The following is a 15,758-nucleotide window of genomic DNA, read 5'->3' on the forward strand; positions in this document are numbered from 1 at the left end:
TTTAAGTTAAATTTCAGCCAAAGAAAGTAAATATGCTTTCATATCTTCTAATTGTGTTGCTCGAAGGTCTGATTCTTCATCCCAATAGAGTCCTACACAGTTAGCTTGCATATCAATAGCATAAATCCCTTTTAATGCAATGGGAAAATCATTAAATTTCGCATCACCCTGAAGTAATTTCAATTTTTGATCTTCTACACGCGCACGCATTAAAGGTAAACGAGCTTCTGGGATTAACACACTATAATACGCCACCATGCTGGCACGACTTTCTGTTGCCATCGGCACTTTCGTCCAGTCAGGTGCTGCCACCAAACGAGGATGTAATCCCATTTTTCGTGCTTTTTCTCGCATTAAACCTAATGCTTTTTCTCTTGGGCTTATGCGTAAGCCAAAAATTGAACCCAATACAAAAACAATTACAATGAGCGCAACCCAAAGACCTGTGTGTTCCATAGTTCACCTTTTTATTCCTATATTAGAGTTGCATAAGCTGAATATAAAACGCAAGATCAAATTTTTATTTGTCGCTGAAAAAGTCTATTAAATACAAGTGATCTTGTTTATTTTAAATGGATTTATTATTTTTCATCATCCTTCATTCGGTATAATGCTAGCCAACTTAGAGTTTTGAATTTTATTACTGATAACCTATGTCGCTTATATTTTTCAATTAAAAATGCTTTCATTTACTTGCCTTATGATCAGTCTAAATTTGTGATTAATACTGAAAATTTTAGTTAAGAATGAGCAGCGAACTTTTGAAGATTTAAATTTAAAAAGAGATTTAAAGTCAAAGTTTAAACCTCTTTTTTAGCTTTATAAAAAGTTTAATTCAAAACCATTTCATGACTATAAATTACATCATGACCATTCCAATAAATATAGCCTTTTTCAATTAACTCTTTGAGTAATAATCGAACATCAGATTTGGGAAACATTTTTTCCAACAAATCCCGAAGCTCATAGATATCTTTGGGTTTATCTGTTTTTAATTCATTGAGTTTTTGAATCACTTCCCATTGTACAGGGTCAATTTTCTCAAAGTTTTTATTTAAAGGTTCAGTTACGCTTGTTTGATTTTGCTGACTTTCCAACTCGGAAATCACCAGTTTTGCACCTGTACTGAGTTTTTCTAAAACAGTATCTATTTGTAAAACTTTCGCATCAGAAACAACGCTTTTTTGTTCTAAATCAAGTTCAGACCATTGTTTTAATCGCTTTTTTCTAAACCAAACGTGTTCATCTTCTTTTTTGACTATTTTTAAATTAATCAACATACCCAATAAATGTTGGGCTTTTTCAGGAACGACCTGTAAGCAATTCACAATTGAGTTTTTTAACTTTTCAACCGTATTTGGTTTACCTGTCATTTTCACTACAGCATCGCAGTATTTTTTAACCAATTGTAAAGCGGGTTTATTTAAAATAGTTTCAACACTTGGGATGATATTTTTAGATATTTTTTCTGAATTTTCCGCTTCGATTTGAATTAAATGGCAACTCAAGTCTGAACTACGCAACATGTCCATTAACATAGAACAACTTGGCATCGCAGAAATCACTTCAATATGTGTATCAGATTCAAGCAAAGCTAAAAGCTGGCCTACCACCACCGCATATTCATATTCTTTTTCAGTGGTTTCAGGCACATCCAAAATGATGATTTGTCCACTCGCAATCAAGCTTGCCAATTCAGTTAAATCATCCAATGCAAATTCAATTTTCCCTGCACAATTAAACAGATATAAAGCTGAATAATGCTCCACAACATCCCTTAACATTTTTAATGTTGGCATATTATTTTCAATATCAAGAAGTACAACTTTATTCTGCATGATCAATTTTTAACAACCAGATTGAGAGTCTGCATTACACCGAGCTTTTGCATAAAGGTCAAATATATTTCGGTGCGTTGCCGCTGTTTTAAAGTTTAAAAATAAAATGAAAGTGATATTAATAATGCGGTGGACGATTGGTCATCGGATCAAATGCTGCGATTCCTTCTGATAAATCCGCAGATTCCACACGCTGATAAAGCAACTGCATTTGTTTCTTTAAATCTGCAATTTCCAAACTTTGTTGCGCCACTTGATCATTCAATTGTTCAACTAAATCATCTAAAAATGTAATTCGGACTTGCAAATCTTCTATGGGTGCGGAAAATGACGCCTGATCATCTAAATTTTTTTGTTTAGTCACTTTTAGTCCTCACTTGGGATGTTTAGGAAACACTATGGCCTATATTACATTAAGGGATGTCCAACTTGCGTTTGGTGGACCAGCCCTGCTCGACGGCGCAAACTTCAGTTTAGAACGTGGCGAACGAGTCTGTTTGATTGGGCGTAACGGTGAAGGTAAGTCTACTTTACTTAAACTGATTGAGGGAAGTTTATTGCCAGATGCTGGTGAAATTTCATTACAAAATGGCATTAGTATTGCAATGTTGGCGCAAGATGTTCCGATGGATTCGGGCAAAGTTGCTGATATTGTTGCTGATGGTGCTGGTGAAGCTGCTTCAGTATTAAAAGCATATCATGAAGCCAGTGATGCGTGTGTACTCGGTGATATGGATGCCTGTGAACGTATGGGCAATTTACAACACCAAATGGATCAACTCGATGGTTGGTCGCTTGAAACCAAAGTTAACTCTATTTTAAGTAAAATGGGCTTAGACCCTGAAGCAGACTTGGCGGATTTATCTGGTGGTCGTAAACGTCGTGTGCTGTTGGCGCGTGCGCTACTGACCCAGCCTGATGTGTTGTTACTTGACGAACCGACCAACCATTTAGACGTTGAAAGTATCGAATGGTTAGAAAAATTCTTACTTGATCAAAATAATTTAACCTTACTTTTCATTTCTCATGACCGTTCATTTGTAGACAATATTGCCACCCGTATCGTTGAGCTAGATCGGGGAATTTTGCGTAGTTACGAAGGGAACTATTCACGTTATTTAGAACTTAAAGCGCAGCAAATGGAAGCTGAAGAAAAGCAAAATGCGCTGTTTGATAAAAAACTGGCAGAAGAAGAAGCTTGGATTCGCCAAGGCATCAAAGCACGTCGTACCCGTAACGAAGGTCGTGTGCGTGCGCTCAAAGCTTTACGAGAAGAGTCTAAAGCTCGCCGCTTCCAACAAGGTAAAGTCAGTATGGCAACCCAAGACGCACAACGTTCTGGGAAAATGGTTTTTGAAATTGAACACTTACGTGTTGAATATGATGGCTATCCGATCATCAAAGATTTCTCTACTTTGGTTCTTCGAGGCGATCGTATTGGGTTAGTCGGTGACAATGGTGTTGGTAAAACCACTCTGATCAAAGCCATTTTAGGTGAGATTGCACACGGTGGTTCAGTAAAAACAGGCACACAACTTGAAATTGCCTATTTTGACCAACTCCGTAATGCTTTAGACCTAGAAAAATCTGTGAAAGATAACGTATCTGAAGGCTCTGACCATGTCGATGTCAATGGTTCACGCCGCCATATCTATAGCTATTTACAAGATTTCTTGTTCTCACCTGAACGTGCCCGCACCCCTGTTAAAGCTTTATCGGGTGGTGAGCGTAACCGTATTTTATTAGCAAAACTTTTACTTAAACCATCAAATCTGATCGTCATGGATGAACCAACCAATGACTTAGATATGGTGACACTTGAGTTATTAGAAGAAATGCTCAGCGAATACAAAGGCACATTGTTATTGATTTCACACGACCGTGCATTTATGGACAATGTTGTGACTTCAACGTGGGTGTTTGATGGTAAAGGCAACATTGATGAATATATTGGCGGTTACCAAGATTATTTGGAGCAACGCCCTGACCAGACAGTAGTTGATCAAAAAAGTGCAGTGAAAAAAGCCGCAGCAAAAGCCGAAGCTGCTGCACAAGTCGCTCAACCGAAAAAAGTAAAACTGAGTTATAAAGACCAACGTGCCTTAGAGCAACTCCCTGCGGAAATGGAAGCTTTAGAAAAAGAACAAGCTGAAATTAATGAACTCCTTGCAGATGGTTCTTTATTTGTTTCTGATGCAGACAAAGCCATGAAATTATCTAATCGTTTGACTGAAATTGATGACTTGTTATTGGAAAAGTTAGAACGTTGGGAAGAACTTGAGGAAATGAGTAAGGGTTAATTTTGCTTTTGTCTTAAATAAAAACTCCGCTCATGTGCGGAGTTTTTTAACTGCATCATTTTTATGTTTCATTTTAATGCGATTAAAAAATTAAACTGCATTAATATGATTCATACTGGCTTATCTATTGTTCTTAATTGATAGCATTTTTCTATTTAAGCTCATCGATCAAATCTCTCATACATGTAAATAATTTCTTATAATTATTTAATAAAATATTATATATCAAATAAATATTTTTAAGATTTTATAAACAATAGTCTTTGGCATTTATTTTGCAAAACACTCAACAAACACAAAATTAAAATATAGGAGTGTTTACGATGCATAACCCATCTACAACAGATACCTTTGCAGACCGCCCATCCTCGGCTGCGAATGAAACATTAGAAGACTATACTTTACGTTATGCACCACATAGTTTCCGTCGCTGGAGTCCAAAAGTCGTTGCGATTACAGCGTTAGGCGGCATTGCCTATTTGGCTGATTTTTCGATTGGGGCAAGTATTGGTATGACCTATGGGACAATCAATGCCGTTTTCTCGATTTTATTTGCAGCCATTATTATTTTTCTAACTGGGATTCCACTTGCCTACTACGCTGCTCGCTACAACATCGACTTAGACTTAATCACGCGAGGAGCAGGCTTTGGTTATATTGGTTCAGTGTTAACCAGTATCATTTTTGCCAGTTTTACCTTTATTTTCTTTGCGCTCGAAGGTTCTATCATGGCGCAAGGTTTGCTATTGGGGCTTGGGATTCCGCTTTGGGCAGGTTATTTGATTTCTACGGTCATGGTCATTCCACTGGTCATTTACGGCATGAAAGCACTGAGTAAATTACAAGTATGGACCACACCTATCTGGCTGATTTTAATGATCGGACCTGTTGCTTATTTAATTCACAAAGAACCTAGCCTCGTAAGTGCTTTTACCACCTATACCGGTACAAGTGGTTATGCACCCATGGACATGGCAGCTATTATGCTTGGTGCCGGGATTTGTTTATCCTTGATTATGCAAATTGGTGAACAAATTGACTATTTGCGTTTTATGCCTGCAAAAACCAAAGAAAATAGTAAATCTTGGTGGATTGCCGTGATCTCAGCAGGTCCAGGTTGGGTGATTCTTGGTGCAATAAAACAAATCATTGGGGCATTTTTAGGTTTCTACTTACTGACCAAAATCCCAGGTGTGAATGCAACTGAGCCTGTACAACAATTTAATGCGGCTTTTCATGACATGTTACCAGGTTGGTTGGCGCTATCTTTAGCTGTAATTTTGGTAGTGATTTCACAAATTAAAATTAATGTCACCAATGCCTATTCTGGTTCACTTGCATGGACAAGTGCCTACACTCGAATCAGTAAACACTATCCGGGACGCATTGTCTTCGTCATTGTAAATCTAGCAATTGCCCTTGCATTGATGGAAGGGAATATGTTTGCAGTATTAGGTAAAATTTTAGGCTTCTATTCTAACTTTGCCATTGCTTGGGTCGTGGTGGTTGCAACTGACATTTCCATCAATAAATACATCCTCAAACTCTCACCAAAACAGCCTGAGTATCGCCGTGATATGTTGTATAACATCAACCCTGTTGGTATGGTTTCATTCCTTGCTGCTGCGGGACTGTCTATTGCGGCATTCTTTGGACTATTGGGGGATTTCCTTGCTGCATATTCTCCATTGATTGCTTTGGTTGTGGCATTTGTCCTCACCCCAATCATGGGGCTACTCACCAAAGGCAAATACTACATTAAGTCTGAAAATGATGGCATCAAAGAACCACGTTATGACGCTGAAGGCACTCCTGTCGCTACAGTTTATCACTGCGTATCGTGTAATGAAAATTATGAACGTCCTGATATTTTATACTCACACAAACATCATGGTGTGATCTGCTCATTGTGTAAAACCATGGAAAAATAATAAAACTAAAAATAGTTACTTTAAATTTAAGGCTTCATTTGAAGCCTTATTTTTTGATGATGTTCTCAAATAAAGCGCTTGCAAAAATCAAAAACAATCACTGATTGATAGAAAAATTAATATTGAAAAATTTTTCTTCCTTTGAGAGAAGGTTATACCAATCAATAAAATTTTTATAATATATTTTAGGAATGATTTTTTCTGTTTCTAATCATAAATTGAGACGCGGAAACGTCATCCGCAGTTGTCTGAGGCAGGGCTACCAATGATTGATCATGTTTTTGCAATACCTCAATCAATTTGCGATATTTGTCGAGTTCTGCGGTGAGGAGCAACGCTCCGCAAGGTGGTTTTCTTGCGAAGTTTCACTTCTCATTTTGCCAAAACAAAAGTAGGTCGAGCCGAAGGCTAGTCTCTAAATACAAACTTTAGATGTCAGACTCCGTCAAAAACAAACCACTTATATTCTGTTATTTTCCAAGAATGGTATTAGAATAAAGGGAATGCCAATCCGTTAAGCATTTTTTAATCCTCCCCCTTGCAGAACATGTTCCTCACCTTTTTGAAAGATAGGATGCGTGGCACTGCCACGTAAGATCACTAAAAATTACTTTAGTTACTGCAAATTCCCCTCTTTTTGCTTACGCCATATATGGCTTAGAGTTAGGAGAAGTTTTTAAAAATTTATCCAATAATTTTGTTTAACTGACAGACATTATTGATTTGAAGCTTTTTATATAAAAAGATCAGACACAAAAAATCCCACATTTTCATGTAGGATTGTTAAAATTTTAGACCAGTTAAGCCAAACCAATCAAGGCAATAAATACGGCTAATCCCCCAATAATTTTTTTACCATAAGGAATATGCTCAACGATAAATTTCCCAAAAAACAAACCTGCAACATAAATCAAAGACATTGCTGCGACCATACCCGACACTAAACTTAAAAAATGTCCTGAATGCCCAAGCTCAGCACCGTGTGCAACACCATGAAAAGTCACTAACATCGCAGTTGCAACAGGTAAAATCATTTTTGATTTTGACCAAAGTGCCACAGCTACAGCAATCAATGAAGCCACGATGCCGTATTCAGCAAAACTTTCAGGCATTAAATGTGCTGTACCCATCGCAAAACCCGCGACCAAAGCCACAACCATCGACACTAAACCTGTGACTTGCCAACGCTTCAATGCAGAATAAAACAATACCCCCAATGCCAAAGCCATCATCATATGGTCAAGCCCTGTAAATGGATGGATAAAACCTGCCTCAAAGCCTAAATGCGTATGCGTATGCGTATGTTCATGCCCGACATGAGCCAAAGCCCACATTGGCGAACTTGCCCCCACAATGACGATAAGTTTTTGCAACAATCTATTCATTTCTAATTTTTTCATTGCGCCTGCCCTCAAGCTTTAAATAAACCTTGTTTTTCGATAAATAAAATAATCTCCGCCAAACCATCTTCGGTTTTCATATTTGAAAATATAAAGGGTTTATCGCCACGCATCCGTTTAGCATCCTGATCCATCACTTCAAGATTTGCCCCAACCATCGGTGCTAAATCAGTTTTGTTAATGATCAATAAATCAGACTTAGTAATACCTGGCCCACCTTTACGAGGAATTTTTTCTCCACCTGCCACATCGATCACATAGAGGGTTAAGTCTGATAATTCAGGGCTAAAAGTTGCCGCTAAATTATCACCACCACTTTCAATAATGATCAATTCAAGACCATCGAATTTTTCACATAAATCATCAATTGCAGCAAGGTTAATCGAGGCATCTTCACGAATTGCAGTATGTGGACATCCGCCTGTTTCCACACCAACAATACGGTCTGGCGACATGGCTTCATTGCGGGTTAAAAAGTTAGAATCTTCTTTGGTGTAAATATCGTTGGTGACCACTGCCATATTATATTTATCACGTAATGCGCGACATAAATTCAGCGTTAATGCCGTTTTGCCTGACCCAACAGGACCACCAATTCCGACACGTAATGGGCTACGTTGTGACATCATTATTTTCCTTTTATTCGTTGCTTCAACACTGAAAATTGAATCTGATTGTTAAAAAATTACTGAAACTTGAGGTGAAATCTCCGATCTTTCATTTTTTAAGATCGAAATAGCCGTGAATATTGCGTTTCATGCTGCATACTAAGCATGGCGTATTGTGGCAAACTGCTACTCATTTCATCATCAGACAACGCCATTGCACTGTGTACTGCATCAGGGACTAAGCCATGTAAATACCATAAAATACGTTGACCGCTCATTTGCCCCAATGGGATGGTTTTAACCGCAGCCAAGACCTGATTTTCCAAGACAGAAAAGCTATATGCCGTTAAAACATCGGTTGGGCTCAAGCCCAAACGACCACAAAGTTGTGCATAAACAGGGACAAAACCAAATTGTTTTTTCACCTTTACGTCTAGCATGAGTACATCTTTAATCCATGCATTTAAGGAAAATGCCAATTGCTGTGACTCAGTCAACAGCTCTTTACTTTCACGACTGGCACGGTATAAATTTGCCCAATATAGAAACTCGTTTTCTAACGTAAAATTCTGCATTAACCTTTTTAAAATGGGTAATTCAAAACGTACCAAAACCATTTCTAAGACTTCTTCAAAGTAGGCTTTGCTTGAGCTTTCATCATAGATCAGCCCTTTTTCAATGGCACTTTCTACACCTTGTGAATAACAATAAGCACCTATTGGCAAAGCGGTAGATGACAAAGTTAATAGCTTGAGCAAATCTACCGCATTAGTGATGGTCATGTGCGTGAATCGCTGTGATAGAGCTTAAAGGCTTACTTTCTGCTTTTGATAAGCGCTCATAGCTATGACTATGCTGTGCATAAGCACCACTTTCAGGTTCAAAAGGATGCTCGGTTTCTGTCACAGTTAAACCTAGACCAACCATCATTTCCGCAAGAACATGATCAGGCTCAAAATACAAAGCACTAGGTGTCAACATTAGTGGTACATGTCGATTTCCCAAATGATACGCTGCTTTGAGCAAATCAAAATCAGATTGTGCGGTTACTTGCATCAACCGTTCCGCTTTGGCATCGACACGTAGAACATCTCCATGTTCTGTGGCAATCAATGCACCACTTCTTAAAATTCCAGTACGAGGTAAATCCACACCGACATCTTCACCATTTTCTAAAGTTGCCCGAAAACGGCTTTTTTGACGTGTGTCAAAAGTCAGAGCCACAGTTTCTACTGCTGTTTTAGTTTCAGTCTGCTCTAGGCGTTGGGTAAAGATTTTCATCCACTCTCCTCTAATGTATAAATCATTTAATAAGTGAAAAATTCAGTATTTTTAATAGGTTGATTAAGCATATTGTGGCGAAACTGTTGCATAAGCTGCGCTGAAACAGATTGATGATTCTCCCGTAACATCTTAAATAATTGTAAAAATTGACCATGACTAAACAACATCAAGTTCTGATCGATATAACTATGTTGTTCTCGATCAAGAAATGTAAATAAAGCCTCAACTCGTAAATATAGGTCACGAAAAGATTCAGCATCTGCTGCATCGACATAATCCACATCTAAATTTTGCCAATAAGCATCTACCCATGGCTTACGTTGCGCTAAAGTTGTACCTTTACATTTCAAATCAGACAAATAAGAAAATTCTTCAATCGGCAAAATTTCAGGTTGTAATTTATCACGCTCTAAAATCGGTTGCGCAGTCTGTAAGGTTCTTAAAAATGGTGAAATAATGACATGGTGAGCTCGTGGCAATATCTGTGTCAGTTGATGCGCTTGCTGATGCCCAAAATCCGTCAAAGCAATACTTGCATGTGATTCAGTTTTGCCATCTACATTTCCAACACTTTGTGCATGACGAATCAAATAAACTGCCATGAAAGCTATCCTTTAAAACAAAAAATACCGTTGTGCCATCGGCAACACTTCCGCAGGCTCACAGCTCAAATGCACACCATCTGCTCTTACTTCATAGGTTTCAGGATGCACATCCATGACAGGACAATAACTATTGTGCTTCATATCCTCTTTCGTGATCTTTCGCGTATTTTTAGCAGGTGAAATCAGCTTTTTTAACTGCAACTTTTCAACAACACCATTTTCAATCGCCACTTGCGATAAAAAAGTAATACAAGTGTTATGTACCCCACGAGGAAAAGCACCAAACATCGGACGATAATGTACTGGTTGAGGTGTAGGAATCGAGGCATTAATATCCCCCATCGGTGCAGCAGCAATCATGCCTCCTTTGATAATCATAGAAGGTTTTACCCCAAAAAATGCAGGCTTCCACAGCACCAAATCCGCCAATTTTCCTTCTTCAATCGAACCTACTTCGTGGCTTAAACCATGAGTAATCGCAGGATTAATCGTGTATTTCGAGATATAGCGTTTCACACGCTGATTATCACGATGAGGCGTATCACCTTCTAGTGCACCACGTTGTATTTTCATTTTATGTGCGGTTTGCCATGTCCGAATGATCACCTCACCCACCCGTCCCATCGCTTGCGAATCTGATGACATCATCGAAATCGCCCCTAAATCTTGTAAAATATCTTCAGCGGCAATGGTTTCACGGCGAATCCGACTTTCAGCAAATGCCACATCTTCCGCAATCGCAGGGTCAAGATGATGACAGACCATCAACATGTCTAAATGCTCATCAATGGTGTTTACGGTATATGGGCGAGTTGGATTGGTTGACGAGGGCAACACATTTTTTTGTCCAATGGCTTTTAAAATATCAGGTGCATGCCCACCGCCTGCGCCTTCGGTATGATAAGTGTGAATGGTACGATTTTTAAATGCAGCAAGGGTTTCTTCCAAAAAGCCACTTTCATTTAAGGTATCGGTATGAATCGCAACTTGTACATCATAATCCTCTGCAACACTTAGACAATTATCAATAGCAGCAGGTGTAGAACCCCAATCTTCATGCAACTTTAAACCGACTACACCCGCTTGAATCTGTTCGGCAATTGGTTCAGGCTGACTCAAATTACCTTTACCCAATAACCCAATATTCATCGGCAAATCATCAATGGCTTGTAGCATGGTGGCGATATGCCAAGGTCCAGGTGTCACGGTAGTTGCCGATGTGCCTGCTGCTGGCCCTGTCCCGCCACCGATCATGGTGGTTGTGCCTGACATAAGTGCTGTTTCAACTTGTTGCGGACAAATCCAATGGATATGCGTATCAATTGCACCCGCAGTCAAAATCTGCCCTTCCCCAGCAATGACTTCTGTAGCAGCACCCAAAGGAATAGTAATATTGGGTTGAATGTCAGGATTGCCTGCTTTACCAATTTTCCAAATGCGACCATTTTTCAGACCGACATCAGCTTTGATAATGCCCCACCAATCCACAATTAAAGCATTGGTAATTACCGTATCTGCAACTTCATCTGCCAAAAGTTGTGACTGTCCCATGCCATCACGAATGACTTTACCACCACCAAATTTAACCTCTTCACCATACGTAGTTAAGTCTTGTTCGACTTCTATAAATAATTCGGTATCTGCTAAACGTACACGATCTCCAACAGTAGGGCCAAACATTTCAGCATACGCACGGCGGGACATTTTCATGGTTAAGTACTCTGATTTTGTGTATTTTTTAAATTACTTTGCTTATGCATCATCAAGTCTCCCCATCACCCGACCTGCAAAGCCATACACTTCTCGCTTTCCTGCCAAAGCCACCAATTCAACTTGACGACTTTGTCCTGGTTCAAAACGAATAGCCGTACCAGCAGCAATATTTAAGCGATAGCCTTTGGTTTGTGCACGGTCAAACTGCAAAGCATCATTGGCTTCATAAAAATGAAAATGTGAGCCAACTTGTATCGGACGATCTCCCATATTTGCCACATTGATGATTAAGGTCTGTCGCCCAACATTCAACTCAATGTCTGTTTCAGAGGCAATCACTTCACCAGGAATCATTTGCTTTCCTTCTGCTATAAAATAGGTTGGTGTACAGTGACAAGTTTCGAGCCATCAGGAAAAGTTGCTTCGACTTGTACTTCAGCAATCATTTCTGCCACACCCTCCATCACATCTTCTCGACTAAGCAATGTCGTCCCGTAATGCATCAGCTCACTAACGGTCATGCCATCACGTGCGCCTTCTAAAAGTGCAGCAGAAATAAATGCAATGGATTCAGGATAATTCAACTTTAATCCTCGTGCTTTACGGCGTTCTGCCACTAAACCTGCAGTAAAAATCAATAACTTGTCTTTTTCAGTTGGATTGAGTTCCATAGCATTTTCCTATTTTTATTCATCTATGCAAAAATCGTGCTCACTTTTTTAATTACGCTGATTAAGAATATATTGTTTGATTTCCATTCCTCTCACACAGGCAGGATCTGACTTACCGTAAACACAACTCATGATCAATGCATCCAATGCTTTGTCATAAGTCTGCTTAGAATCATCATTGTTGATCAGCTCAGCTGCATACATCGTGCACCCCCAAGGATCATTCCAATTACACGATTTCTCAAATGTTCGTGTAATACATTGTTTTCGCTCTAAAGTTAGGCTATCCACAAAAGTCATTGCACCTGCTGCTCTATTGGTACATGCCGATGCAACACCTAATTCACAACCTCTTTGAAATAACTGTTCAGAAGTTTGTGTCTGCTTTGCTTGCTGTAAATTTAATGCAGTAAAATAACAAGCATCGCCTTGATTATCTTCACACTTTTTATAGCATGCCAAAGTGTTTTCCCGACAATATGCTGCCACAGTGCTATAGTTTTGAGGTGATTTAGCTTTTTTATCTGGTGAGGTATCGGCAGGACATTTATCTAAGTTATTTACAAATATTGGATTTTTTGACATCCGTTGTTTAATTTCAGAAATATTTTGCTCAGGCATTGCATAACATAATAGTGGCATTAAAAAATATAATATTATTAATTTTTTCATTAGATTACCTTGATTTTATACGATGGTTTTTATGCATTTATATACACACTCATCACATGAGATTTGGAAAATAAATCATTTTTTAAAGCTAAGTCCGCCAAATTCGTGGGAATTCTTCGTCCAAATCAAACCAATAACGTCTTAGTCTGGCACGAATCGCAGCAAAAGCATCATGACATTGTCGAACATCATTGCCTAAATAACGTGCACACATAACATCGCCCAAAATAGTCAATGTCACAGGCACATTCATTCGCATTATCAGTTCACGAATCAAATCAAGATGTTGATCTAAATATATATTTGCACGAAATTTCTCAGGCGGTACCGCCCAAAAACTCCCCATGACAGCACACCCATTCATACCTAGACATGAACTCAACCAACGATCTCCCCCAAGAAAATTGAGTTGGTCTGCAACTAACAGTGTCTGAGTGCGATAAAGTTTAAAAAGGTTTTGAAAGCGTCCCTGTTTAAATTTTTCATCTCGGGCTTGACGTCCGAGCACTAACATATCCCAACCAATAAAACTCGCTGCCTGATCTAAATGAATAATACTTTCTGAATTAGCATTTGCACCATCAAAGAGCATAGTTTCTTGTGGCAACCACTCTAATGTTGCATTATTTTTTACATCAATATAAATATGCTGAAAGGCTGCCTTGCCATTGGTTTTATACCATTTACCAGCACCAGGCGTTGTCACAACTGCATGAGCATGTTGCTCAACATCCACTTGAAATGTTAAATGGTCTCCGCCTGCAATCCCTGCGGGTGGATGCACGATGATGGCATGACATACCCCTGTTTTTTCAGGCCATAGCATTTTTTGCACCCGAACAGGTCCAACATGTTTTCGATGATGCAAAATAGTGCGTTTTTGATCACTTTTAAAACCTAATTCTAATTTGGCGTACCAATATTGCGCATCGTACTGCGATTTTGCAAAAACTAAATCGTTCATCTAGGGCTGTTGTACTATGTTTTTAATTTACTTGTTAAAATGTAGCAAAAATTGCACCAATACTTTACCTATACTTAATTTTTCATTTTTAAATATGTTAATAAATATTCTGTAGGCTTCACTAACCATAACGACATTTTTCTTAAAAATTGATCAAAAAATACTTGCTGTAAAATCCAACAGCTTAAAATAGATAAAACAATACAAATCAAAATTTCCCAAAAAACATTTAAATCAACTTGGTAATAACGTGCAATCCACATCACGACAAATCCATGTAACAGATATACAGGCAAGGTATAAGTTCCTAATTTTTGCCATTTCCCTTGAAAAAATTGCGTTACCGACAGTAAAGCCACAATACCTAAACTTGATAAAGTCAAACAGGCTATTCGCATGAATATTCCATCAAAAACACTAACTTTTAATTGTGAATAACTCAAACTCCCAAACAACCAATATTGATTGATTTGTGTGAAAGATACAAAAGCTGCCAAGCCCATTAAACAGATCAAACCATAATATTTTGCAGTATCTCGTTGTTGGATTTTCTCAACGATGCTTTTGCCATAAATCACACCCACAATAAAAAATGGGAAAAATACAAAAATACGCCCCATAGAGTATAAATAGTTATTCCAAGGGCTCAATCCTATAAAAACTGCCATAAACAAGGAAAATATCAAAGCAAAGCCATTGGATATTTTTAATAAAAAATGCGTAAGGCAGGTCCACACTATCATTCCCAACAGATACCAAAGTATCCAGTAGGGTTTGATAAATACATTCCAATTCCAGAGTATTTGCCCTGACCAAAAGCCATCATAAACCGCAAATAAAAATTGAAATGGAATATAAAGCGAGAGGAAAAATAAAGTATTTTTCAGCCAATTTTTATCTTTATATAAAATGCCTGACACAAAAATAAAAGCAGGCATATGAATCAAATAAATCGTTCCAAGCAAAGTATGGCTAATCGGATCACGCCATCCAATCATGCGTTCTAAAAAATGTCCAAAGACCACCAAAAAGATCAGTATCGCCTTATGGGTATCAAGAAAATGGTTGCGCATAATGGCGTATAAACCAGAAAATTTTAGAAATTATATACCCAAAATTTGCACATCAGAGGTATCAATTTGCGCTAGGCGTTGTCGATAGATCTTAAAATTTTCCACATCAAAACAAACAAAATTAACTTCCTGTACATGCTGTGCATTTTTCATAAAATCCACTGTGGTTGTGATTGCAATATCCGCTGCCTCAAACTTTGGAAAACGATAGATATCTGTAGAAATATTTGGAAAAGCAATACTTTGCAAGTGCTTTTGTTCAGCAAGATTCAAACTATTAATATAAGCATTTTGCAATAATTGACTTTCCTGATGCTGCCCATCTTGCCATGTGGGTCCTACGGTATGAATGACATAATGACTTGGCAGTAATCCTGCGCTTGTCATGACCGCTTCTCCAACAGCACAGCCTCCTTGTTGTGCTCGGATTTGCTGACATTCAACTAAAATTTCATTCCCACCTTTACGATGAATCGCACCATCTACCCCTCCACCGCCGAGTAGAGATGTATTGGCAGCATTGACAATCGCATCTACTTTTTGAATGGTGATATCACCCTGAATTAATCGAATACTTTTCATTAAACTTAAGCCACATCATCCTGATCCTTGTTTCTAGGATTATAGAACAATGCTTTACGCCTTTAAATTTAGTTCATGTTAAACTTCAACCATCTAAACAATTGCAATCTCTCACAT

At 38.3% G+C, this 15,758-nt stretch carries 17 protein-coding genes; 2 read left to right on the forward strand and 15 right to left on the reverse strand.

What is annotated here, in order from left to right; translation table 11 throughout:
- Positions 1–6: 6 nt before the first annotated feature.
- The 3 genes from HUS24_RS08290 to HUS24_RS08300 all read right to left on the reverse strand — a co-directional run bounded on the left by HUS24_RS08290 (position 7) and on the right by HUS24_RS08300 (position 2,202).
- A complete protein-coding gene (locus HUS24_RS08290) occupies positions 7–456 on the reverse strand; it encodes an ammonium transporter (RefSeq protein WP_173911615.1) in 450 nt (149 codons plus the stop codon).
- Between the two features lie 374 nt (positions 457–830).
- Positions 831–1,838, reverse strand: coding sequence for a hypothetical protein (locus HUS24_RS08295; RefSeq protein WP_173911616.1), 1,008 nt, complete (start codon positions 1,836–1,838; stop codon positions 831–833).
- A 118-nt stretch (positions 1,839–1,956) separates the two neighbouring features.
- Entirely contained in the window at positions 1,957–2,202 is a 246-nt protein-coding gene (locus HUS24_RS08300) for a SlyX family protein (protein WP_173911617.1), read from the reverse strand.
- 34 nt (positions 2,203–2,236) lie between these two features.
- Here HUS24_RS08300 and HUS24_RS08305 point away from each other — a divergent pair, with 34 nt between their 5' ends.
- A complete protein-coding gene (locus HUS24_RS08305; protein ID WP_173911618.1) occupies positions 2,237–4,138 on the forward strand; it encodes an ATP-binding cassette domain-containing protein in 1,902 nt (633 codons plus the stop codon).
- A gap of 323 nt (positions 4,139–4,461) precedes the next feature.
- Complete coding sequence (locus tag HUS24_RS08310; protein WP_173911619.1) at positions 4,462–6,069, forward strand: cytosine permease; 1,608 nt, start codon at positions 4,462–4,464, stop codon at positions 6,067–6,069.
- Between the two features lie 800 nt (positions 6,070–6,869).
- Here the strand turns inward: HUS24_RS08310 and HUS24_RS08315 are convergent.
- The 12 genes from HUS24_RS08315 to HUS24_RS08370 all read right to left on the reverse strand — a co-directional run bounded on the left by HUS24_RS08315 (position 6,870) and on the right by HUS24_RS08370 (position 15,641).
- The gene (locus HUS24_RS08315) at positions 6,870–7,454 is read right to left on the reverse strand and encodes a HupE/UreJ family protein (protein ID WP_173912517.1); all 585 of its coding nucleotides are present in this window, start codon (positions 7,452–7,454) and stop codon (positions 6,870–6,872) included.
- Between the two features lie 26 nt (positions 7,455–7,480).
- Positions 7,481–8,095: an urease accessory protein UreG gene (gene ureG, locus HUS24_RS08320; protein WP_173912518.1), complete on the reverse strand. Its 615-nt coding sequence runs from the start codon at positions 8,093–8,095 to the stop codon at positions 7,481–7,483.
- 98 nt (positions 8,096–8,193) lie between these two features.
- Positions 8,194–8,859, reverse strand: coding sequence for an urease accessory protein UreF (locus HUS24_RS08325; RefSeq protein ID WP_173911620.1), 666 nt, complete (start codon positions 8,857–8,859; stop codon positions 8,194–8,196).
- Positions 8,846–9,358 (reverse strand): urease accessory protein UreE, encoded by a 513-nt coding sequence (gene ureE / locus HUS24_RS08330; protein ID WP_173911621.1) that lies wholly within the window; start codon positions 9,356–9,358, stop codon positions 8,846–8,848. Before ureE ends, HUS24_RS08325 begins: the two co-directional genes overlap by 14 nt.
- A 26-nt stretch (positions 9,359–9,384) precedes the next feature.
- The gene (locus HUS24_RS08335; protein ID WP_173911622.1) at positions 9,385–9,963 is read right to left on the reverse strand and encodes a histidine phosphatase family protein; all 579 of its coding nucleotides are present in this window, start codon (positions 9,961–9,963) and stop codon (positions 9,385–9,387) included.
- Positions 9,964–9,975: 12 nt separating this feature from the next.
- Complete coding sequence (ureC, locus tag HUS24_RS08340) at positions 9,976–11,676, reverse strand: urease subunit alpha (RefSeq protein ID WP_173911623.1); 1,701 nt, start codon at positions 11,674–11,676, stop codon at positions 9,976–9,978.
- Positions 11,677–11,718: 42 nt separating this feature from the next.
- Positions 11,719–12,033, reverse strand: a complete 315-nt coding sequence (locus HUS24_RS17030; RefSeq protein ID WP_173911624.1) for an urease subunit beta — start codon at positions 12,031–12,033, stop codon at positions 11,719–11,721.
- A gap of 14 nt (positions 12,034–12,047) precedes the next feature.
- Complete coding sequence (gene ureA, locus HUS24_RS08350; protein ID WP_173911625.1) at positions 12,048–12,350, reverse strand: urease subunit gamma; 303 nt, start codon at positions 12,348–12,350, stop codon at positions 12,048–12,050.
- A gap of 48 nt (positions 12,351–12,398) precedes the next feature.
- On the reverse strand, positions 12,399–12,971 hold the full coding sequence (locus tag HUS24_RS08355; RefSeq protein ID WP_173911626.1) for a hypothetical protein: 573 nt from the start codon (positions 12,969–12,971) through the stop codon (positions 12,399–12,401).
- Positions 12,972–13,110: 139 nt separating this feature from the next.
- On the reverse strand, positions 13,111–13,986 hold the full coding sequence (locus tag HUS24_RS08360; RefSeq protein WP_217424350.1) for an urease accessory protein UreD: 876 nt from the start codon (positions 13,984–13,986) through the stop codon (positions 13,111–13,113).
- A 74-nt stretch (positions 13,987–14,060) separates the two neighbouring features.
- Positions 14,061–15,059, reverse strand: a complete 999-nt coding sequence (locus HUS24_RS08365) for an acyltransferase family protein (protein ID WP_173911627.1) — start codon at positions 15,057–15,059, stop codon at positions 14,061–14,063.
- A gap of 30 nt (positions 15,060–15,089) precedes the next feature.
- Positions 15,090–15,641 carry an O-acetyl-ADP-ribose deacetylase gene (locus tag HUS24_RS08370; RefSeq protein WP_173911628.1) on the reverse strand — a complete coding sequence of 184 codons (552 nt, stop codon included), beginning with the start codon at positions 15,639–15,641 and terminating at the stop codon, positions 15,090–15,092.
- Positions 15,642–15,758: the final 117 nt, after the last annotated feature.

It is taken from the genome of Acinetobacter sp. Marseille-Q1618 (assembly GCF_902809855.1).
GTDB lineage: Bacteria > Pseudomonadota > Gammaproteobacteria > Pseudomonadales > Moraxellaceae > Acinetobacter.

Coding starts and splice junctions, on each gene's coding strand:
- HUS24_RS08290 (WP_173911615.1), bottom strand. CDS start 456: ATGGAACACACAGGTCTTTGGGTTGCGCTCATTGTAATTGTTTTTGTA.
- HUS24_RS08295 (WP_173911616.1), bottom strand. CDS start 1,838: ATGCAGAATAAAGTTGTACTTCTTGATATTGAAAATAATATGCCAACA.
- HUS24_RS08305 (WP_173911618.1), top strand. CDS start 2,237: ATGGCCTATATTACATTAAGGGATGTCCAACTTGCGTTTGGTGGACCA.
- HUS24_RS08310 (WP_173911619.1), top strand. CDS start 4,462: ATGCATAACCCATCTACAACAGATACCTTTGCAGACCGCCCATCCTCG.
- HUS24_RS08315 (WP_173912517.1), bottom strand. CDS start 7,454: ATGAATAGATTGTTGCAAAAACTTATCGTCATTGTGGGGGCAAGTTCG.
- ureG (WP_173912518.1), bottom strand. CDS start 8,095: ATGTCACAACGTAGCCCATTACGTGTCGGAATTGGTGGTCCTGTTGGG.
- HUS24_RS08325 (WP_173911620.1), bottom strand. CDS start 8,859: ATGACCATCACTAATGCGGTAGATTTGCTCAAGCTATTAACTTTGTCA.
- ureE (WP_173911621.1), bottom strand. CDS start 9,358: ATGAAAATCTTTACCCAACGCCTAGAGCAGACTGAAACTAAAACAGCA.
- HUS24_RS08335 (WP_173911622.1), bottom strand. CDS start 9,963: ATGGCAGTTTATTTGATTCGTCATGCACAAAGTGTTGGAAATGTAGAT.
- ureC (WP_173911623.1), bottom strand. CDS start 11,676: ATGAAAATGTCCCGCCGTGCGTATGCTGAAATGTTTGGCCCTACTGTT.
- HUS24_RS17030 (WP_173911624.1), bottom strand. CDS start 12,033: ATGATTCCTGGTGAAGTGATTGCCTCTGAAACAGACATTGAGTTGAAT.
- ureA (WP_173911625.1), bottom strand. CDS start 12,350: ATGGAACTCAATCCAACTGAAAAAGACAAGTTATTGATTTTTACTGCA.
- HUS24_RS08355 (WP_173911626.1), bottom strand. CDS start 12,971: ATGCCTGAGCAAAATATTTCTGAAATTAAACAACGGATGTCAAAAAAT.
- HUS24_RS08360 (WP_217424350.1), bottom strand. CDS start 13,986: ATGAACGATTTAGTTTTTGCAAAATCGCAGTACGATGCGCAATATTGG.
- HUS24_RS08365 (WP_173911627.1), bottom strand. CDS start 15,059: ATGCGCAACCATTTTCTTGATACCCATAAGGCGATACTGATCTTTTTG.
- HUS24_RS08370 (WP_173911628.1), bottom strand. CDS start 15,641: ATGAAAAGTATTCGATTAATTCAGGGTGATATCACCATTCAAAAAGTA.